This is a genomic window from Lysinibacillus sp. (genome assembly GCF_032093475.1).
In the GTDB taxonomy this organism is placed as follows: Bacteria; Bacillota; Bacilli; order Bacillales_A; family Planococcaceae; genus Lysinibacillus; species Lysinibacillus irui.
The window spans coordinates 1-21,971 of the sequence record NZ_DAMDAY010000048.1; the positions used below are offsets into that span (position 1 = coordinate 1).

General features: G+C 37.5%; 18 protein-coding genes. 13 read left to right on the forward strand and 5 right to left on the reverse strand.

The window, feature by feature from the left end; translation table 11 throughout:
- Both RT445_RS11750 and thrC read right to left on the reverse strand, forming a co-directional pair.
- Positions 1–503, reverse strand: a 503-nt coding sequence (locus RT445_RS11750; RefSeq protein ID WP_396631804.1) for a homoserine kinase, incomplete at its 3' end; no start/stop codon positions are given.
- Positions 500–1,552 carry a threonine synthase gene (thrC, locus tag RT445_RS11755; protein ID WP_312506974.1) on the reverse strand — a complete coding sequence of 351 codons (1,053 nt, stop codon included), beginning with the start codon at positions 1,550–1,552 and terminating at the stop codon, positions 500–502. The genes thrC and RT445_RS11750, both read right to left, overlap by 4 nt.
- A gap of 204 nt (positions 1,553–1,756) precedes the next feature.
- Here thrC and RT445_RS11760 point away from each other — a divergent pair, with 204 nt between their 5' ends.
- Together RT445_RS11760 and RT445_RS11765 are read left to right on the forward strand one after the other, a co-directional pair.
- Complete coding sequence (locus RT445_RS11760; protein WP_274794719.1) at positions 1,757–2,986, forward strand: MFS transporter; 1,230 nt, start codon at positions 1,757–1,759, stop codon at positions 2,984–2,986.
- A 316-nt stretch (positions 2,987–3,302) separates the two neighbouring features.
- Positions 3,303–4,169 (forward strand): MurR/RpiR family transcriptional regulator, encoded by an 867-nt coding sequence (locus RT445_RS11765; protein ID WP_274794718.1) that lies wholly within the window; start codon positions 3,303–3,305, stop codon positions 4,167–4,169.
- 108 nt (positions 4,170–4,277) lie between these two features.
- On the opposite strand, the gene RT445_RS11770 is transcribed toward RT445_RS11765, so the two are convergent.
- The gene (locus RT445_RS11770; protein ID WP_274794717.1) at positions 4,278–5,081 is read right to left on the reverse strand and encodes a GNAT family N-acetyltransferase; all 804 of its coding nucleotides are present in this window, start codon (positions 5,079–5,081) and stop codon (positions 4,278–4,280) included.
- Between the two features lie 521 nt (positions 5,082–5,602).
- On the opposite strand from RT445_RS11770, the gene RT445_RS11775 reads away from it, so the two are divergent.
- Positions 5,603–6,529, forward strand: a complete 927-nt coding sequence (locus RT445_RS11775) for a manganese-dependent inorganic pyrophosphatase (RefSeq protein WP_312506973.1) — start codon at positions 5,603–5,605, stop codon at positions 6,527–6,529.
- 36 nt (positions 6,530–6,565) lie between these two features.
- On the opposite strand, the gene RT445_RS11780 is transcribed toward RT445_RS11775, so the two are convergent.
- Positions 6,566–7,945 carry an FAD-dependent oxidoreductase gene (locus RT445_RS11780; protein ID WP_312506972.1) on the reverse strand — a complete coding sequence of 460 codons (1,380 nt, stop codon included), beginning with the start codon at positions 7,943–7,945 and terminating at the stop codon, positions 6,566–6,568.
- 123 nt (positions 7,946–8,068) lie between these two features.
- On the opposite strand from RT445_RS11780, the gene RT445_RS11785 reads away from it, so the two are divergent.
- The 3 genes from RT445_RS11785 (at position 8,069) to RT445_RS11795 (ending at position 12,230) form a co-directional block, all read left to right on the forward strand.
- Positions 8,069–8,776, forward strand: coding sequence for a DsbA family oxidoreductase (locus RT445_RS11785; protein ID WP_274794714.1), 708 nt, complete (start codon positions 8,069–8,071; stop codon positions 8,774–8,776).
- Between the two features lie 163 nt (positions 8,777–8,939).
- On the forward strand, positions 8,940–9,566 hold the full coding sequence (locus RT445_RS11790) for an FMN-dependent NADH-azoreductase (protein WP_274794713.1): 627 nt from the start codon (positions 8,940–8,942) through the stop codon (positions 9,564–9,566).
- A gap of 303 nt (positions 9,567–9,869) precedes the next feature.
- Complete coding sequence (locus tag RT445_RS11795) at positions 9,870–12,230, forward strand: bifunctional 2',3'-cyclic-nucleotide 2'-phosphodiesterase/3'-nucleotidase (RefSeq protein ID WP_312506971.1); 2,361 nt, start codon at positions 9,870–9,872, stop codon at positions 12,228–12,230.
- 384 nt (positions 12,231–12,614) lie between these two features.
- Here the strand turns inward: RT445_RS11795 and RT445_RS11800 are convergent, their stop codons facing one another.
- Positions 12,615–13,142, reverse strand: a complete 528-nt coding sequence (locus tag RT445_RS11800) for a YceI family protein (protein ID WP_312506970.1) — start codon at positions 13,140–13,142, stop codon at positions 12,615–12,617.
- A gap of 343 nt (positions 13,143–13,485) precedes the next feature.
- Here RT445_RS11800 and RT445_RS11805 point away from each other — a divergent pair, with 343 nt between their 5' ends.
- The 7 genes from RT445_RS11805 to RT445_RS11835 all read left to right on the forward strand — a co-directional run bounded on the left by RT445_RS11805 (position 13,486) and on the right by RT445_RS11835 (position 21,923).
- Positions 13,486–13,791, forward strand: a complete 306-nt coding sequence (locus RT445_RS11805; RefSeq protein WP_036119224.1) for a winged helix-turn-helix transcriptional regulator — start codon at positions 13,486–13,488, stop codon at positions 13,789–13,791.
- Between the two features lie 196 nt (positions 13,792–13,987).
- A complete protein-coding gene (murB, locus tag RT445_RS11810; protein ID WP_312506969.1) occupies positions 13,988–14,902 on the forward strand; it encodes a UDP-N-acetylmuramate dehydrogenase in 915 nt (304 codons plus the stop codon).
- A 53-nt stretch (positions 14,903–14,955) separates the two neighbouring features.
- Positions 14,956–15,711, forward strand: a complete 756-nt coding sequence (locus tag RT445_RS11815) for an exodeoxyribonuclease III (protein ID WP_312506968.1) — start codon at positions 14,956–14,958, stop codon at positions 15,709–15,711.
- Between the two features lie 722 nt (positions 15,712–16,433).
- Positions 16,434–18,803, forward strand: coding sequence for a penicillin acylase family protein (locus RT445_RS11820; RefSeq protein ID WP_274794707.1), 2,370 nt, complete (start codon positions 16,434–16,436; stop codon positions 18,801–18,803).
- A 178-nt stretch (positions 18,804–18,981) separates the two neighbouring features.
- The gene (locus RT445_RS11825; RefSeq protein ID WP_274794706.1) at positions 18,982–19,353 is read left to right on the forward strand and encodes an ArsR/SmtB family transcription factor; all 372 of its coding nucleotides are present in this window, start codon (positions 18,982–18,984) and stop codon (positions 19,351–19,353) included.
- Positions 19,334–21,463: a heavy metal translocating P-type ATPase gene (locus tag RT445_RS11830; RefSeq protein WP_313470634.1), complete on the forward strand. Its 2,130-nt coding sequence runs from the start codon at positions 19,334–19,336 to the stop codon at positions 21,461–21,463. Before RT445_RS11825 ends, RT445_RS11830 begins: the two co-directional genes overlap by 20 nt.
- 163 nt (positions 21,464–21,626) lie before the next feature.
- Positions 21,627–21,923, forward strand: a complete 297-nt coding sequence (locus RT445_RS11835) for a late competence development ComFB family protein (RefSeq protein ID WP_396631763.1) — start codon at positions 21,627–21,629, stop codon at positions 21,921–21,923.
- The last annotated feature ends 48 nt before the right edge of the window (positions 21,924–21,971 follow it).

A 21,971-nucleotide genomic window follows, 5' to 3' on the forward strand; every position in this document is an offset into this window, starting at 1 on the left:
TATACAACAAAGGATGCATCGATATCATTAATATGAAATGTATCGACTAGGCCGTTATCGTCCATAGAGGATATGGTTAATCCCCCTAAAACAGAAGCGGTTGCGTTATCTGGATGCCCCTCAATTTGTGAGGATAGATTGAGTTTATCTTGAGTAGTTAAATCAAGCTCACATACTTGGTTAGCAAGCTCAATACCCGCAACAATAACAGCTGCACTACTTCCGAGACCACGTGCTAACGGGAGTTCACTAGCCATTTCAACACGACAAGCAGGTAGTTGTTGACCGTATTGTTGGGCGATTTTTTTAGCAATGACGTATAGTAAGTGTTCTTCTAGCTCAAACTCTTTAGGACCATTATCATCAAGATGAATAATATCCCAATGATCTTGTAAAGTCACGGTAAGTTTTAAGTAAAGAGACAAGCCGAGTCCTATTGAATCAAAGCCGGGACCTAAGTTGGCTGTGCTTCCAGGAACTGAGATTTGCCACGTTTTACTCATAGTACACCCTCAATATATGCACGAATTTCTTCTTCATCATTTTTGAGGGATACAACTTCGACAGAAGAAACATTCATTGCAGTATCAGGATCTTTTAGCCCGTTACCTGTAAAGATCGTTACAACTTTAGCGCCCAGTGGAATTTTTCCACTTTCTACGGACTTAATAACACCTGCTAAAGAAGCAGCTGAACCTGGCTCAACAAAAATACCTTCTGTACTTGCAATTAATTTATAGGCAGCTACAATTTCTTCATCTGTAACCGAATCAATCATACCACCAGATTCATCGCGAGCTGCTTCTGCCAATTTCCAACTAGCCGGATTACCTATTCGAATGGCTGTTGCTACTGTCTCTGGGTTTGCAATCGGTTCGCCTTTGACGATTGCTGCGGCACCTTCAGCCTCAAAGCCATACATTTTTGGTAGACCGCAATCTTTTGCAGCATCATATTCTTTAAAGCCTTTCCAGTATGCTGTAATATTCCCTGCGTTCCCAACTGGAATACACAAATAATCTGGTGCTGAACCTAAGGCATCTACAATTTCAAAGGATGCTGTTTTTTGACCCTCAATACGATATGGATTTACCGAATTTACAAGTGCAACAGGAGTTGTTTCACTCACCTGGCGAACGATATTAAGAGCATCATCAAAGTTACCATCTATTTCAATGATTTTTGCACCATACATGGTTGCTTGTGCTAGTTTACCAAGAGCAACTTTCCCTTTAGGGATGACAACGATTGATTGAATACCAGCACGTGTTGCATATGCAGCGGCAGCAGCCGAAGTGTTTCCTGTAGAAGCGCAAATAACACATCGACTTCCGTCCTCAATAGCTTTTGCAACTGCAAACACCATTCCTCGGTCTTTAAATGATCCAGTCGGGTTTGCACCTTCAATTTTTCCATAAAGCTCAATACCTAGTTTCTTTGATAAATTCACTAAATGTATAAGAGGCGTATTGCCTTCGTTTAAAGTTAAAGCGGGTGTATTTTCAGTTACGGGTAAAAATTGTTTATATTCTTCAATAAGGCCTTTCCACATAACGTTACGATCTCCTTTTGTTCTTATAGAAAGAACAGTTGTTTTTGTATAAAAGACATTTTAACGCAAATTGCACTATTATTTCAATAGCATTTCGTTAATTGTCGAAACAATTCGGTAATTTGAATTTTACTTGTCACTTTCTTGAAACAACTGTATAGTAATCTTGTAATGTAAAGTCAAGTGTAAAGACAGGTGATTAGGATGACAATAAATACAGCCGTAACAAATAGACCTCAACAACCCATCTCAAGAAATAAGCTTTTGGGTGTTGCAGGGGTAGGGTGGCTCTTCGATGCAATGGACGTTGGTATATTATCTTTCGTCATTGCAGCGTTAGCAGCAGATTGGGGACTTACACCAAGTCAATCTGGCTGGATTGGTAGTATTAATTCAATCGGGATGGCAGTAGGGGCTCTCTTTTTTGGGGTATTTGCTGATAAAGTAGGACGGAAACAAATTTTTATGTGGACACTTGTTCTCTTTTCTGTTGCAAGTGGTTTGTCTGCATTTACTACGTCATTAACTGCATTTTTAATTTTGCGCTTTTTAGTTGGGATGGGTCTAGGTGGAGAATTGCCCGTTGCCTCTACATTAGTATCTGAAAGTGTAGCAGCGAAAGAAAGAGGGCGAGTAGTTGTTTTACTAGAAAGTTTTTGGGCAGCAGGATGGTTAATTGCAGCGCTTATTTCGTATTTTGTCATTCCTACATGGGGGTGGCGAGTGGCATTGATACTAACAGCGCTTCCAGCATTTTATGCTATTTATCTTCGTTGGCATCTGCCTGATTCACCTCAATTTACTGTGAAGGAAGAATCTAAAAAAAGAAGCATTAGCCAAAATATGAAAGAAGTTTGGTCGAAGAAGTATGCTAAATCGACATTGATGCTGTGGATTTTATGGTTTACAGTTGTATTCTCCTATTATGGTATGTTTTTATGGCTTCCAAGTGTAATGGTTGGAAAGGGCTTTGATATGATTACAAGCTTTAAATATGTTTTGATCATGACATTAGCTCAATTGCCAGGATACTTTACAGCAGCTTGGTTTATAGAAAAATTTGGACGCAAATTTGTCCTTGTTTCTTATCTAATTGGTACCGCTGTGAGTGCATTAATTTTTGGGAATGCAGATACTCTTGCCATGCTGTTAACTTCGGGTATGTTTTTATCTTTCTTTAACTTAGGAGCTTGGGGAGCATTATACGCTTATACACCGGAGCAGTATCCTTCTATCATTCGTGGAACAGGTGCGGGAATGGCGGCAGCTGTAGGGAGAATAGGTGGTATTTTTGGTCCATTGCTTGTTGGTTTTCTATTAACAGCAGGGTATGACATAGGTTTCATCTTTGCCATCTTCTGTGGAGCAATCATTATTGGCGTTGTGGGTGTTATCTTCCTTGGGAAAGAAACGAAGCAACTTGAATTAGAATAGACATAAAATTGAATGTTCTGGATCTGAATAATGGATCCAGGACATTTTTGTCTTTATTCGCTAGTTTAAGAAGTAAAAATGAGTATTTATTAATTTTTATTTAATTTGACTAAATTATTTGTTAAAATGACAAATCAATAAAAAAGTTAAATTATAAACTAAATTGCTATATTAGCAGGTTAATGCGATAAAGATTTTTCAGAAAAGTCATTGTATTCAAATTGTAATCATGATACTGTATTTTTAATCGAATTTTGAGTCAGTAGGAAACAATCTCCCATTCGTGATAAGGTCATTGAAAGAAAGGTTGTTAGGAATGAGTATTCATGAGGATATAAAGAAAAGGTTTGTAAGGCTGTCAAAGGGTCAACGCAAAGTAGCGCAATTTGTAATGGATAATCCCACTACTGTTATTGCTAATGGGGCTGCAGAGGTTGGCAGACTTGCTAATGTAAGTGAATCTACAGTGATTCGTTTTTGTTATGCCATGGAATTATCAGGGTATGTAGAACTTCAAGAGGAAATAAGAAATGATATCATGTCTCAAAGTGTAGGAACTAACCTACAGCCTACATATATTGCTAAAAAGCTGACCAATTCTAACTTTGGTAAGATTATGCATCGAGATAGCCAACATATTCAAGAAACAATTCAGCTAATTAACGAGCAACAAATTCAAAAAAGTTCAAAATGGATGCATGAAGCAGATAATATCTATATTCTAGGTACCTGTCATCATGCATCTGTGGCGAATTGGCTTTCAAACACATTAAAAACGTTACGTACAAATATTAAGCAACTTCGTTTGGACTCGGAGGAGCTAGTTAATCAAATGAATAGCATGGGCGAACATACGACTTTAATTGTGCTATCTTTTGATAAACAAATGAAAGATATTAAGACAATTATTGAAATTGCCAAGATAAAAAAGGTGAAGATTATTGCCATTACAGGTTCTGCATTTTCGCCTATTCGGGAATATGCTAGTGCATTATTTGCTCTTGGCACAAAAAATCATTCTTCGCTAGACATCGCTCCTGTGTTATTTTCTTTCTTGCATGCACTGATAGAGGAAATGATAAGTCAGGACAAGGGGCAGTATGAAAAATATCAGCAATCCTATGAGCAAGTGGAAAATAATGTACTGTTTTTAGATGCTGTTAGAGAGAAACAGGTTTTTTAAGGGAGACAACGCATAGATGGTGTGTAACAACACACAAGTCTATGCGTATTTTTTTGAGAAACTAAAAAAAGATGTCCAAATATGATTTAGACATCTAGGAAAAGTGAATTATAGAATTTTACTTAAGCAATATTCGTTAACATAAGTATTATTTAATTTAATAGCATTTTGTCGAATGCCTTCTTGTTGGAATCCTAGCTTTGTAAAAAGATGTAAAGCCACATTGTTATGCTCCATAACCGTTAATTCTAAACGAGAAATATCACGTTGTTTAGACCAATTTTCAACAGCCTTCATTAGTGCTGAGCCAATGCCCTTTTGTTGATGTTCTTCCTTCACAGCTAAACGAATAGAGGCAACATGTCTCACTTTTGATTGTTTATACCCATGTACGACAGCATAGCCTGCAAATATCCCATTTAAAACACAAAGTAGAATTGTACGATTTTTTAGTTGCTTCCAATAGGCTAAATTTTTACGAAGTTGTTGAACAGTTAGGTCTAGCTCATTTTGAACATTATACATGAAGTCAGTTTGTTGGAAAATCTCCTCTTGTAAATGAATGAATGAACGAGCATCGGATGCTTCAATCCCTCTAATTATGTATGCTGAAGGGTTTTCCTCATTGTTAGCAGTATTGTTTTCAGTAGTCTTCATTTGAGTGCGAGAGAAAGTGACACTAGTACCTAATTTAACATCAATGACATAATAACCTGCATTTGTCCATGATAAATAATGTGAGAGAGGGGGCTTCGTTTTTTTCCACCAGCTTTTATTTAAGTAGGCGGCGTTTGGTAGTGCTTGTCCCATAATGTTTTCTAACTCACTAAAGGATAAAGTTATTTCTTGTTGTAAAGCTACTTCAAAATAGTTTGCTAAAGGAATGTACTTTTTTTCCATCTTCTTTGTCATCGTAATCCCCATTTCCTGAATATCCAATAATATAGACTATCTGATGATAGCATAAAATTATGATGACTTAAATATGAAAACACAACTAAATATCTATGTAAACTATATTTTTTTAAAAAAAGATATATTTTTACTATTGAATGTTAAAAAAAGGCTGGTAAAAATAGATAATAGTATAAGAGGATTTAATCGTTTTTGAATTGTACATTACAGGTCAAGGGGGTTATAATCTATCTATCCTATTCGAAAAGTAAGTTTTTAAACGTTTAGGATTATTTTTCTATAGTAAATTTTAGACAGAACGATTGTAGTCTGAGACAAATTGTACCGGTTTTGAGAGAGTTTTTGAGAGATCAGATAGTAAACAACTGTCCAAGATAGGACACCGGCTTTGGGGAATGTGGACCCTTATTTTGCAGAGGCATTAATGGATTCAAAGTTTGACTTTATCGCTTATAAGGCTATAAAGTATGATAAAATAAAATACAAATGTAAGTGCTATTTTAGGAGGAATTGATTCAATGAGTAAAGTATTAGTTTTTGGACATAAAAATCCAGATACAGACACAATCACGTCTGCTATTGTATATGCCTATTTAAAACAACAAATTGGTGAGGAAGCTGAGGCAGTGCGTCTTGGAGATGTTAATAATGAAACTCAGTTTGCATTAGACAAATTTGGTTTTGAGGCACCTCGTTTAATTACATCTGTAGTAGGGGAAGCGGACAAAGTAATTCTTGTTGACCACAATGAGTTCCAGCAATCTGCAGACGGTATCGAAGAAGTACAAATTACAGAAGTAATCGACCACCACCGTATTGCCAACTTCCAAACAGCTGATCCATTATATTATCGCGCTGAACCTGTCGGCTGTACGGCTACAATTCTAAACAAAATTTTCAAAGAAAACGGTGTTGCAATACCTGCAAACATCGCTGGTTTAATGTTATCAGCAATCGTTTCTGATACATTACTTTTCAAATCACCAACTTGCACAGAACAAGATGTTAAAGCTGGTGAGGAACTAGCTCAAATTGCAGGGGTGGATGCTGCAGAATATGGATTAGCGATGCTGAAAGCAGGTGCTGATTTATCTGATAAATCTTTAGAAGACCTATTATCATTAGATGCGAAAGAATTCCAATTTGGCGAGTACAAATCTGTTGTGGCTCAAGTCAATGCAGTTGATATTAACGATGTCCTTAATCGCCAAGAGGAGTTAGAAATCTTATTAAATAAAAATGTTGCAGAAAACGGCTTAGATCTATTCTTCTTCGTTGTTACTGACATTTTAAATAACGATTCAACAGCTGTTGCCATTGGACAAGTAGCTGAAGCGGCTGCAAAAGGATTCGGTGCAGAGCTTATCAACAATCGTGTTGTATTACCGGGTGTTGTGTCTCGTAAAAAACAAATTGTACCTGTATTAACAGAAGCTTTAAAATAATATAAAAGAGGTTGTCTATAAAGACAGCCTCTTTTTTTAATCTAGTTTTAATGGTTGTACTGCTGGGCCCTCTAGCACCTCTCCTTTTGCATTAAAACGAGAACCGTGGCATGGGCAGTCCCATGTTTCATCCGCTTCATTCCATTTCGTTTTACAACCTAAATGTGTGCAGGTCGGAGCTGTGACATTCTTCATATAACCAGCTATATATTCCTTTGCGACAAAACCACCTACTTTGAGCATCTGCATGAATTGCGCACCGAATTTTGTACGTGATGGTGAATAAAGGGCAATGGCTCCATCCTCACTTCTTGCACCGGTAATAAGGGAGGATAGGATGTCCCCAGCGACAAAGGAATTTGATATACCCCATTTTCGGTAGCCAGTGGCAATGAGCACATTTGGCAAGGAGTTTGTTATTCTACCTACATAAGGTACAATATCTGGTGTTTCAATATCCTGAGCAGACCATCGATAGAGTGGTTGCTGCTCAAAATGCTCCTTCATTTCATTGGATATTGCTTCATAATAAGGCTCTGTATTTACGGTCTCCCCAGCAATATGATTCGCTCCGCCAAGTACTAAGTAATGTTCGTTGTTAATAGTAGCTGTTCGGATAGAACGAGAAGGGAAGTCAACTGATAAATATTGTCCTTGCATCGTCTCTGAAACCTTACTAGCAACCATGTATGAACGACTATTAGACAATTTGAAAAGGTGTAGTCCTCTAAATGCCTCAATTGGATAATGCGAGCACAAAATAAGCTTGTTATATTGAACCGAGATGTTTTTTTCGGTATGTAAGTTATTTTGTGGTATGTTTAATTGCTGCACACGGGTATTTGAATATAGTCTTGCGCCCATAGCCTGTGCCTCTTTTACAAGAAAATTACTAACCTCTAAAGGATTTATTTGTGCCTGTTGTGACATACATAAGGCTTTTGTAATAGGGAAGGGTAGTTCAGTGTCAGAAGTAATTTTTGACTTAATATTTAAAACCTTATAAGCATTCCACTCTTTTAATAATTGTGCATACCCTTCTTTCGATTGACAATATAATAGCGAATCTACTTGCCGCACACTATTTTCCGGAAGTATTTGTCTGGCTTGATCGATGGCTTGTTGATTAAGCTGATAGTAGAGCTGTGCTTCTTCGACCGATAGTTTTTCTAAAAGATTAGCATACACGATGCTGTGCTGCGCTGTTAATTTCCCTGTGGAATGGCCAGTTGTACCGTGTCCAAAATGGGTATTTGCCTCAAGTAGAACCACATCGACACCAGCTTTTGCTAAGGTGTAGGCTGTATATAAACCAGTCAATCCTCCTCCGATAATACAGACATCACAAGTTACAGAGGAAGTAAGTGAAGAGAGTGATACTGACTCGGCAGTAGCGAGCCAAAGAGATTGTGTCATAGATAAACCTCACATTGTTTTTAACTTCAGTATGTAGATAGGCTTGAAAATTTATGCAATGAAGCATAAATATTGCCTTGGGATTTGCTCTGCCGCTACAATGTAGCAAAAGGAGTGAGTTTAATGAAAATTGAAATTTGGTCTGATTATGTATGTCCATTTTGTTATATAGGTAAAAAGCAATTAGAAAAGGCAATTGAAGATACTGGCTATGGCGGGCAAGTGGAACTAGTCTATAAAAGTTATCAACTAGACCCTACTACTCCAGTGGATTCGAATACTACTGTTTATGAATCCTTAGCGAAGAAATACGGAATGTCTATAGAGAAGGCTAAAGAAATGACACTTGGCGTAACGGAACGAGCGAAAGAAGTGGGCTTAAACTATGATTTTAGCAATTTGATGGAAGAGAATACGCTAAAAGCACATCGACTTGTAAAATGGGCTGAGCAACAGGGAGATGTTACGGCACTAGTGGAGACGCTTTTACACAGTCACTTTATTGAAGGAAAGCGCATAGGTCAAGAAGCTGTTTTATTAGAAATTGCTGAGCAGGTTGGATTACAACGTGATGAGGTTGCTAAGGTTATTGCAAATGATGATTATAAAAATGAAGTGGAAGCGGATATTCAAGAGGGTCTACAGCTTGGCGTTCGCGGGGTACCATTCTTTGTTTTAAACCGCAAATATGGTATTTCAGGGGCACAGCCACAGGAGGTATTCGAAGAAACCTTGCGTAAAGTAGCCGAGGAAGAGGGCTTACAACCAAAGCTAAAGATGGCTGGTTCAGGGGATACTGGTGTATGTACAGATGATAGCTGTAATTTTTAAGAGGGTTTAAATACCTCTTATAATACCGAAAAAATCGTAACATAATATTTCAGTCTAAAGTCTGAGGGAAGGAACATTGACTTTTTAGGTGAAATTTTTTAAGATAAACACATATCTTGAATTCGAGATATCAAAACATGAAATTTAGGGGAGAATTTATATAATGAACGTTTTAGTAGTAAAAGCTAATAACCGTCCAGACGGTATTTCAACAAAAATGTATGATACATTCATGGAAAATGTACAAGGTGTAAACGTTACAACTTTTGACGTATTTGCAGAGGATATGCCTTATTTTGGACAAGACCTTTTCAATGCATTCGGTAAAGTACAAAATGGTGGAGAGTTAACAGACATCGAATCGCGTCTTTTAGCTGCTAAACAAAAAGCAATGGATGCATTAACTGCTGCTGATTTAGTTGTATTTGCATTCCCACTTTGGAACTTAACAATTCCAGCACCATTACAAACATTTATCGATTATGTATATCAAGCTGGATACACATTCAAATATGGCGAAAATGGTGAATTAATTAGCTTAATGACTGATAAAAAAGCGATTGTTTTAAACGCTCGTGGTGGCTACTATTCATTACCAGAAGCACAACCAATGGAAATGTCAGTAAACTACATTAAAAATGTTGTAGGTGGCGTATTCGGTATGGAAATTATCGAAGAAGTAATAATTGAAGGTCACAATGCTTCACCAGATAAAGCACAAGAAATAATTGCAAATGGCCTAGAAGAAGTGAAAAAAGTAGCGCAATCACTACAAACTGTAAATGCATAAAAAATATTTTTTAATAAAAGTCCTCTCATTTTAGAGAGGACTTTTTTATTTTGTGAATAGATGTATGGTGTGGTATGGAGGTCGGACATATTGATATTAATTCATTATTTAGAATTTACATTTACTAACATCCTATTGTGACTATAAAGATAAAAATGATAGTAATCTATTATTTCGGAGAAAAGTAAATACCCATTCTTTTAAAAATACATATATTTAGGACTTTTTATTCAGTAAAAAATAGAGTTAGTTTAATATAATAGGATTTGTAGGAAAATACTTGATTATTAAGGAGGTTGTTGTATGAACAAGAAATTAATAGCTAATTTCTTTGCGATGTTACTAGTTCTATTCGCGTTTATACCATTTGGGCTCTCTGCTGATGCTGCTTCCAATGATGTAACACGTGCAGATTATGTAAAAGAATTAGTAAAAAGTTTAGATGTAGAGCTAGGAGATGGATCTTCTCTTCCATTTACCGATGTCTCTAAAGATTTAGCACCCTATGTAGAAAAGGCCGTACAATTAAAGCTTATTAAAGGTAAAACAGCTACTACATTTGGTCCAGACGATCAATTAACTCGTCAACAAGCATTTGTTATATCCGCTCGTGGACTAGTTAGTGAAAACGTTTCCCTCTCTGTTTTAGAGCAATTTAAGGATGCAGATCAAATAGCAGAGGCATATAAACAAGACTTAGCTAATGCTGTCGCTGCAAATATTTTGCAAGCATTTGAGGATAATACTATTCGCCCTCGCGATTTTGTAACGAAAGAGCAAATGGAGAGCATTGTAGAGCGCTTTGTAGCAGAATACAAAGCACCTTCAACTGGCGTGTCAGTAGACCTTCAAATTTTAGGAACGACAGATATCCATACCAATTTAGCTAATTACAATTACTATCTTGATGCACCGTCATCTGAGGTTGGTTTAGCGAATACAGCTACATTAATTGAACAAGCACGCGCTAAAAATCCAAACACATTACTATTCGATAATGGAGATTTAATTCAAGGTACACCACTTGGCTCTTATAAAGCATTAGAAAGTGTCTTAAAGCCGGGTGAAATTCATCCAGCTATAGCAGCACTTAACGCATTGAAATATGATGGTGGAACATTAGGAAACCATGAATTTAACTATGGTCTAGACTTTTTAGATGAAGTATTAAATGATGCAAAATATCCTGTAGTGAATGCTAATACTTATGATGCAAAAACAAAAGAACGCATGTATACACCTTATGTTATTCTTGATAAAGAAGTGGTTGATAGTACAGGCAAGAAGCATACGCTTAAAGTTGGTGTAACAGGCATTGTCCCAACCAAAATTGTTGAATGGGATGCCATTCATTTAGCAGGTAAAGTTGAAATGCAAGAACCAGTCGAAGCAGTTAAAGAGGTAGTACCAGAAATGCAAAAGGCTGGAGCAGATATCATTGTTGTTCTTTCACATTCAGGTATTGGAGAGGACACTTATGTAAAAGGTGCTGAAAATGTTGGTTACCAACTTGCAGAAATCGAAGGCATCGACGCTTTAATTACAGGGCACTCTCATTTAACATTCCCTGGTGACTATAAGGATTTGAAAGATGTCGATCAAGAAAAGGGTACAATTCATGGTGTTCCTACTGTAATGGCAGGTAGCTATGGTAGCCATCTTGGTGTCATTGATCTAAAATTGGAACAAAAAGGATCAGAGTGGGTTGTGGTAGATGGCAAAGGTTCATTACAATCGATCAAGCAAGAAGGCTTACAACCATCGACAACCGTGTTGGATGCTATAAAAGAAGCACATGAAGGCACATTAACATACATCCGTCAGCCTGTTGGAGAAACAACTGCGCCAATCCATAGTTATTTCTCAATGGTACAAGATGATCCTTCTATTCAAATCGTAACACAAGCTCAAAAATGGTTTATTGAACAAGAGTTAAAGGGCACTGCTGATGAAAAGACACCAATTCTTTCAGCTGGCGCACCTTTCAAAGCAGGATCTCGAAATAACCCATTGGATTATACAAACATTCCTGTAGGGCCACTTGCTATTAAAAATATGGCCGACATTTATCACTATGACAATACTGTTGCTACTATTAAAGTGACAGGCGCTCAAGCGATTGAATGGCTAGAGATGGCTGCAGGTATTTTTGCTACAATTGACCCGAATAAAACAGAAGAACAAAATATTATTGATCCAGAAGCACGTTCTTATAATTTTGATGTGTTAGATGGTTTAACATATCAAATTGATGTGACATCACCAGCTAAATATGATCGCCGTGGTAATCTTACTGATGAAAAGGCAAATCGTATTAAGAATGTACAATATAATGGTAAGCCAATTGATTTAAAACAAGAATTTATTATTATCACAAACAATTACCGTGTTGGTGGCTCATATGGGGCGACTTTCAAAAATGCTGACGGCTCCAATGTAACAAACTATGCTTATGAAAATCGTCAAGCTGTTGTTGATTATATTATGACTAATAAAACAATTAATCCTGCTGCGGATAATAACTGGTCATTTGTACCGTTCCCGGCAAATACAAAGGTGATTTACCAAACTGCAAAAGACGCACAAAAGTTTATTCCTGCAGATAGTGGTATTGAATTTTTAGGAGATACAGAATCAGGCTTTGCTAAATATTTAATTAAATAATGTAAAGCAAAGGAGAGTACGAATTATTCGTTACTCTCCTTTTTATGTCTAATAAAGTTTGATACCGTGTGCCTTGATAGGTTAACATTCCGCTATCGCCTTCAACTAGTTAACCATAGTCGTAGCCATTCACTTTTAGTTCAAGACCTCTCCATTCGTAATAGGAGGTATATGCCCCAGTATTATTTGAGCCACCGCGTATATTAGTACGTTTTGAAACAACCTTGGCAGGTACTGTTAAAATCAGCGAATGGTTATTTTTAGACCAACGATACTGCCAAAAACAATTAAAAAGATGATAGAAATATAAACAGACTCAAATGGTAAACCATGCTCAAACCATAGCAAATGTGTTCTTCCTTTCATTTAAGGTAGAAACTAGCATTAAAGAGGGTTTAGCTCAAGGTCTATGACAATGTCTATTTCGTCACTGATTAATACTCCGCCAGTTTCTAAAAACGTATTGTAGACTAAATTAAAATCACGACGATCGATTTGTGCTTTTGCTTGGAAGCCAAATACTTCTTGTGCCCATGGATTGACACCTTTCCCTGTATATACTGTTGTAAATACGATAGGCTTCGTTATGTTTTTGATTGTTAAATCTCCGTGAATCGCAAAATTTTTTTCACTTAGTTTATCAATATATGTAGAGGTAAATACTATTTTTGGATAGACGTCTGCATCAAAAAAGTCAGGAGACACGAGATGGACATCACGGTCATAATTTTTGGTAGAGACACTAGCCACAGCAATCGTAAAAGAAATGTTTGTATCTTGCATTTGCTCAATATTGGTGGCAACTATGTCAGCGTTGTACGATTCAAACGTACCATGAATTCGGGAAATCATCATATGTCGCACTGAAAAGCTAATTGTTGAATGACTGAAATCAATAGTGTATTTTTTCATTTAAAAACCCCCTAAAACAGCATTCTACAACGATGATAAAGTAAGTAATTGGTTTATTCAATAAATTTTTCATAATTGTGGAAGTGTTATCTTTGAAAAAAGTGTAATCTGTGAACATAATACGAAATGAATTTATATGAGGTAGTCATAAAATTGTCAACGTGTGCATTTTATTAATAGCAGTGTTATTACGCTTTTGCCCTATTAATGACAATATTGATGTATAAAGTTACTTTTTGTAATTAAATATATAAAAGTTAATTAATTATTTTACGTAAATAAGTTACTCCAAATTTACATTTACTGCAATAATCGTTACAATAGTTACATAGAGGTGAAAAATATGAATGAGACTACTTTATGTCCTCGTTTAGCAAAAGCGATGGATTTAATTGGAAAACGATGGACGGGTTTAATATTATATCAATTACTAGACGGGCCACAGCGTTTTAATGAAATTGAGTCTGCATTACCTGTCAGTGGACGCTTGTTATCAGAACGTTTAAAGGAGCTTGAAAAAGAGGGGCTTGTTGAACGAAAAGTATATTCTGAGGTGCCAGTTCGTGTTGAGTATTCATTAACAGATAAAGGTCGTGCACTAGAAGGTGCGATTCGCAATATAGAAACATGGGCAAGTAGTTGGCTTTAACATGAAATGTAATATTTGTGCCAAAAACGACACTTGGAATGATGGTCAATTTTCTTTATAATATTCATCATCTCTGCACAGGTCTTACCTGTCTTGTAATGTGAGATAAAAATACCCTTCATTTTACTTGTCAAATTGGGGTTCTAAATCCATACTGGTGTAGAGTAAGAAGGACGTTAGAAAGGAATTAGCTCTCATGTCAAAAGAACAATGGGCGATGGATTTAGCAAAGAGCATTAATCCTGCCAATATTAAGTTAGATGAATCATTACAGCAATACACAATGACAAAATTAGGTGGCAAAGCAGATGTTTTTGTTCTTCCTGAATCAGAAGAAGAAGCAGCATCAGTTATTCGCTATGCATATATAAATAATATTCCTTTATTAATGTTAGGTAACGGATCTAATATGGTTGTTCGCGATGGCGGTCATAGAGGTATCGTTGTAACGTTTTCACGCTTAGATGAAATTCGAATTAACGGTGAGCATGTTTATGCACAAAGTGGCGCGCTGATCAAGGATGTATCAAAGCTATCTGCAAAAGCTTCTTTAACAGGTTTTGAATTTGCCTGCGGTATTCCTGGATCAATTGGAGGAGCAATGGCTATGAACGCAGGTGCATATGGCGGAGAAATTAAAGATATTATTATTTCGTCTAAGGTGTTAACGAAAGAAGGAGACATTTTAATATTATCTAAAGATGAGCTAGAGCTTGGTTATCGTCAAAGCATCATTGCCAAAAAGGGCTACTATGTATTGTCCTCTGAATTTCAATTAGCCGTAGGAGTGCAGGAGGAAATTGATGCGAAGATTGCTGATTTAACATTCCAGCGTGAATCAAAGCAGCCTTTAGAATATCCGTCAGCTGGAAGTGTTTTCAAACGCCCACCTGGTCATTTTGCAGGTAAGCTTATACAAGATAGTGGCTTGCAAGGTAAAGGGATAGGTGGAGCAGAAGTCTCTACCAAGCATGCCGGCTTTATTGTCAATAAAGGGAATGCCACTGCTTCTGACTATATTGAGACAATCCAAATGGTGCAACGTGTCGTGAAAGAGAAATTTGGTATTGAGTTAGAAACAGAGGTTAAAATTGTTGGTGATGATCTATAATATGACGCCCTTCGCAGAAGTCGGAGGGCGTTTTTCTTAGGAGTGAGGATGAATTGAAATTAATATCGTGGAATGTTAATGGAATACGAGCTTGCTTAGGAAAAGGCTTTTTGGAGTTTTTTAATCAGGTAGAAGCGGATTTCTTTTGTATTCAAGAAACTAAATGTCAAGCTGGACAAGTGGAACTGCCTCTCGATGGCTATGAACAGTATTGGAATTATGCACAGAAAAAAGGCTATTCTGGAACAGCTATATTTACCAAGCACACACCATTGTCTGTTAAGTATGGAGTAGGAGATGAAGATTCTCAGGATGAAGGTAGAATCATTACCTTGGAATATGAAGCGTTCTATTTAGTAAATGTTTATACGCCTAATGCACAACGGGACTTAGCAAGATTACCGCTGCGGTTAGAATGGGAAGACCGTTTAGCCTGCTATTTACAGGAGCTCAATAGCAAGAAGCCCGTAGTCTATTGTGGTGACCTCAATGTAGCACATACGGAAATTGATTTAAAAAATGCAAAGTCGAACATAGGAAACTCAGGATTTACATATGAAGAACGCGAAAAATTCTCAGAGCTATTAGCTAGTGGCTTTGTCGATTCCTTCCGATATAAGCATCCTGAAGAAACTGACCATTACACATGGTGGTCCTATATGAATAAAGTACGCGAACGTAATATTGGATGGCGTATTGATTATTTTATTGTGTCTGATCAGCTGAAGGAACAAATCGACGTAGCAACGATTCACCCTCATGTTATGGGCAGTGATCATTGTCCAATTGAATTGCAATTACATTTCTAGTTTTAAAAATCGTATTTTCTATAGAAAATACGATTTTTTTGCCGTTTTAGAAAGCCACTAAGGGTGTTTGATTGCATACACTCGAATGAAGAATTCACTCAAGAATGGGACTTAATATGCTGGGGGCTTACCATCAGGGAGAGAGTTCGGTCCACATGCAGAGGAAATCGCTCAAAAGAAGATGGAAAAGCACTCCAATGAGGATAACCTTCTGCTCAAAGAATGAGGGAAGGTGCTCCAATCGGTGGAGAAACCGCTCAAATGTGGTCAGAAAGCGCTCCAACTAGTGGAGAAAGCGCTCAAAGAATGAGGGAAAGTGCTCCAATCAGAGGAGAAACCGCTCAAAGGTGGTTGGAAGGCGCTCCAATCAGAGGAGAAACCGCTCAAAGAATGAGGGAAAGCGCTCCAATCGGGGGAGAATCCGCTCAAAGAATGAGGGAAAGCACTTCAACCGGTAGAAAAACCGCTCAAAGATCATGGCAACGCCCCATCAATAGAATCCCTCGCCCAAAATAGCTTCTATATGAAAATATCATTGCACGGTAGCCTTCATAATTCTTATTGTTTATACTATTCTAATAGCGAATAAATATAAAATTTTGTATTTATGGACTATTTTACATACATAACATACGGAAATTTGTAAAAAAATTGTTGATTAAGCTAAGTTTTAAGGGGTTGGGAAGGTAGTACAAGAATATAGTGCAAAGAGGGGGTATTAGATGGGGAAGAGAAAGTTTAAATGGAAAAAGTGGCTGCTTGTTATGGCTGGCATACTGGCAGCTGTAGTGATTGTAGCTTTTATTGGATTTACATGGTTTATGAATAAATCTAAGCCTGTAATTGATGGTGAGTTGGCTGTGGAGATTCTTGATCAGGATGTGACAGTTACAAGGGATGACAAGGGAGTTCCGCATATCTTTGCAAAAACAGATGCTGACTTATATCGTGCGCAAGGCTATGTTCAAGCACAAGATCGACTTTTTCAAATGGACTTAGCTAGAAGGCAGGCAAGTGGTCGATTGTCTGAAATTATTGGGGAAGCAACAGTTAATTCGGACAAACATTTCCGTACATTTAGTTTACGTGATGCAGCTGAAAAATCATTGGCAGCTTATGATGAAGAAAGTAAGCAAGTACTCGAATGGTATGCTGAAGGGGTAAATGCATTTATTGCACAGGCAAAGGAAAAAAACACATTAAGTTATGAATTTGCTTTGTTGGGTTATGAGCCAGAGGAGTGGACCGTCGTTGATTCCTTAACAATTGGTAAGTATATGGCTTATGACTTAGGAGGAAATTGGAATACATTAGCCTTCCGTCATTGGGCTTTACAAAACTTTGAAGAGGAAAAGGCGAAAGAATTATTTATCAAATATCCTAAAAATGCCTCATCTATCATCGAGGCTAACATAAAAAATCCTGTTGCAGTGGCAGGGCAATTCAATGCAGACTTGTTACCAAATGAGTTTAACGGTAGTAATAACTGGGTTGTAGCTGGTGATAAAACAAAATCAGGAACACCGATTTTAGCAGATGATCCACATCTAGGATTAAGCACGCCATCTATTTGGTATCAAATGCATCTCCAATCGCCGGAACAAAATGTTAGTGGTGTTATTTTTGCAGGGATTCCAGGTATTATTTTAGGCCATAATGATGAAATTGCATGGGGTGTTACGAATGTGGGTCCTGATGTTCAGGACTTATACATTGAAATACCAAATCCGGATGATCCAACACAGTTCCGATATGATGGTAAGTGGGAGCAAGCAGAGGTACGTGATGAATCTATCAAGGTGAAGGATGGAGAAACGGTAGACTTTGAAGTCGTTGTGACTCGTCACGGGCCCATTATGACAGATTTAGCATTCAAGGATACAGAGCCAACAGCACAATTTTCAATGCAATGGACGGCACTTCAATCTACAGCAGAACTGAGAGCGGTGCTTGGCTTTAATAAGGCGAAATCTTGGGGTGACTTTGAAAAAGCACTAGAGGATTTTAAGGCGCCAGCTCAAAACTTTGTTTTTGCATCAAAGGATGGCACTATAGCCTATAAAGCCAATGGTCAAATACCAATTCGTAAGCAAGGGGATGGTCAATTACCTGTTCCAGGTGATTCTAGCGAATATGGTTGGGAGGGCTTTATTCCTTGGGAGGAGCTACCAACTGTGGTGAATCCAAAAGAAGGCTTTATTGCAACAGCAAATAACCAAGTAATAGGAGAAGACTATCCATATCACATCACAGATTTCTGGGCTCAACCTTATCGTTTCGAGAGAATTAAGGAAGTGCTAGAGGCAAATGATTCTATCACCGTAGAGGATATGATGGCTTTACAAATGGATCAACATAACCTTTATGCAAGAGAGTTCTTACCCAATTTATTAACTTCTATAAAAGCTCAAGATCAGGATGGTAATTATGCAGAGATTATTGCTATGTTAGAGGATTGGGACATGGTGGATGCAAAAGAATCAGGTGCACCTCTCGTCTTCCATACACTTATGATAAAGCTACAAGAAGTATTGTTTAAAGATCAAATGCCAGAAGATATGTACAACATTATGTATGGGAAATTTAATATTACAGACCAGCTTTTACGAACAGCGTATGCAGGGGAGAAAAGCATTTGGATAGAGGAACAGGGTGGCGTGGATAAAGCAGTTTTCAAGGCACTCGAGCTCACAGTTGCCCAATTAGAGGATCAATTCGGTAAAAACGCTTCGAAGTGGCAGTGGGGGGATTTCCATCAGCTTACTTTTGATCACACATTAGGGAGCGCGTCCCCAATTCTTGCAGCCTATTTTAATGCTAAAAAGGTACCGATTGGCGGCTCCAAGGTTACGGTGCAGGCAGCAGACAATGATTTAGCTGGTAATGTGGATCACGGTGCATCTTGGCGCTTTGTCGTGGATGTCGGTGATCTAAGCTCCGCCTATCATATTGTCGGTCCAGGTCAAAGTGGACATGTAAAGTCTGATTGGTATCAAGACCAGGTACTTGATTGGGCGAAAGGGGAATATCATCAAACATTTGTGAAACAAGAAGAGATAAAAGGTAAAACATTGCAATTAAAGGCACAGTAATAAAAGATTAGCGTACTTATTAAGTGCGCTAATCTTTTTTTTCTTGATTCTGTAATTTTCTATATTGACTAGAAAATACAATGATATAAATCATTATCATTCAAATGCACATTTGAATATGATGGATTAATATGTTACATTGAATACAATCAAACGAATATTTGAATGAGGTGATAAAATGCCAAAGGAAATATGTGAAACGACACATGTAAACGAAGAAGCGGTTACAAGGGTACAGCAACAAATGCCAGATTTATCGGGTGTAGCAAAGTTTTTGAAAGCCTTATCTGATGAAACTAGACTTAAAATTGCCTATGCTTTAAAGGTAGAAGAGGAGTTATGTGTGTGTGATGTTGCTTCTATTATTGGTTCATCAGTTGCAACAGCATCACATCATTTACGTTATCTAAAAGACAATAATTTAGCAAAATCACACCGCAAAGGAAAGCAAGTGTATTACTCTTTAGCGGATGAGCATGTATACCAAATCGTAACAATTGCCTATGAACATGCGAAAGAGGGGATTGCGAATGGCAGCGACACCAACTAAACAAGAATACAGGCTACAAAATTTATCGTGCGCGAGTTGTGCTGCAAAGTTTGAGAAAAATGTAAAGGCTATTCCTGAGGTACAAGATGCACAAGTCAATTTTGGTGCTTCTAAAATAACTGTAGTTGGCTCTATTAGTGTGAATCAAATTGAAGAAGCCGGCGCATTTGATGGCATTAAGGTTACTCAGTCAGTGGCAAGAACACTCGAAAAATCCACACCATTTTACCGTAAAAAGGAAAATGTATTAGCAGGGATTTCTTTGTTCTTTGTTATTCTAGGCTACTTATTAGTTAATATGCGTGGGGAAACAAACCCACTTCCAATTACAATGTTTATCCTAGCTATCCTTGTGGGCGGTGTGGGTATTTTTAAAACGGGCTTTCGAAATCTAGCACGTTTTGAATTTGATATGAAGACTCTGATGACCATCGCTATCATTGGAGCTGCCATTATTGGTGAGTGGGAAGAAGCGGCAGTAGTCGTGTTTTTATTTGCTGTCAGTGAAGCATTAGAGGCGTATTCAATGGATAAAGCACGTCAATCAATCCGTCAGTTAATGGATATTGCTCCGCCAACAGCGATTATTAAAAGAGCCCACGGTGAGCATTTCCATGAGATTGAACTGCCTACTGAAGAAATTCAAATAGGGGATATTCTAATTGTTAAGCCAGGCCAAAAAATTGCGATGGACGGCATTGTCATTAGCGGTTTATCGGCAGTAAATCAAGCAGCCATTACAGGCGAATCGATTCCAGTTAATAAAACGGTAAATGATGAAGTTTTTGCAGGTACATTGAATGAGGAAGGTGCACTAGAAGTCCGTGTAACAAAGCGTGTTGAGGACACAACCATTGCTAAAATTATTCATCTTGTTGAAGAAGCACAGGCCGAAAAAGCTCCTTCACAGCAATTTGTTGATCGGTTTGCTAAATATTACACACCTGCCATTATGATCATTGCTTTTCTAGTAGCTATAATTCCACCTTTATTTGTAGGGGATTGGCAACACTGGATTTACCAAGGATTAGCCGTGCTAGTTGTAGGATGTCCATGTGCACTTGTTGTTTCTACTCCGGTTGCGATTGTCACTGCTATTGGAAACGCTGCAAGGCAAGGTGTTCTTATTAAAGGCGGTGTTTATTTAGAACAATTAGGTCATATTGAAGCGGTAGCCTTTGATAAAACGGGGACGTTAACTAAAGGGCAGCCTGCAGTAACAGACATTTTGACAACGGATGAACGGTCCGAGGATTATGTTTTGCAATTAGTGGCTGCGGTAGAAAAACAATCACAGCATCCTTTAGCAAAAGCTATTTTAAATACTTTGCATAATAAAAACTTACAAGAGCTAGTACCAACAGATTTTCAATCAGTAACTGGCAAAGGTGCCTATGCTACTGTAGACAGCCAGAGAATATATGTAGGTAGCCTGAAATGGGTGGCTACATTAGCTTCTGTTGATAAAAATATTGAAAACAAGGTTAAGAAACTTCAAGATCAGGGTAAAACAGTAGTAGCAGTTGTTTCCAATGATCAACTTATTGGCTTGATTGGAATTGCTGATCAATTGCGTCAAGAAAGTAAGGATGTCTTGCATAAATTAAATGCCTTAAAAGTAAAGCATATGGTGATGTTAACAGGTGATGCAGAGCCTACTGCACAAGCTATTGCTACAACATTAAAAATGACAGATGTGCGCGCTAGTTTATTACCAGAAGAAAAATTAATGGCGATTAAGGATTTACGTGCACAGTTTGGTGCAGTAGCAATGGTCGGGGATGGTGTAAACGATGCACCAGCATTGGCCACAGCGAATGTAGGAATTGCCATGGGAGGCGCAGGAACGGATGCTGCCCTTGAGACAGCTGATATTGCCCTAATGGGTGACGATTTAACAAAGCTGCCTTACACAATTGGCTTAAGCAGAAAAACATTACGGATCATTAAAGAGAATATTATATTTGCCCTAGCTTTAAAATTAATAGCGTTACTACTTGTCATCCCAGGATGGTTAACATTATGGATAGCCATTTTTGCTGATATGGGTGCTACGTTATTAGTGGTCTTTAATTCATTAAGACTAATAAGAGCAAAAAGTAGTAATTAAGGTATGTATCAATAGAAATAAGTAGGATATTAACCTTACTTTGACACTATACATTATATGTAAATAGATGCTACTAGTGATTCTTGAAAAAGACTTTTATTAAGGCTATTATAGTTTCAGGAGTAATGTAACAATTAAATATAAATGAGGCGAAAGTTTGAATATGTCAGATCCTATTTTAGTAAATGTTACAGAAGAAATTGTGCGTGGTTTAGTAAGCTTTTTACTACGAGGACCAGAATATCAAACATTTTGTAAATGCACAATCTGTGAATTCGACACGGTGGCACTTACACTCAACGCATTGCCAAGTAAGTATGTTACATCTATGGAAGCTAGAGATGAGGCATTTAAAGAAATGAATACTCCTGAAAGTATTGAGCGCATCAACAAAGAGATTATTCATGCGTTACATGTGGTAAATAAGTATCCTCGACACAAAGTAGAGCCTACTTCTTAATAGAAGGGGCTCTATTTAAGTTTTACAGCGAGTGTTTTTCTGGCATAT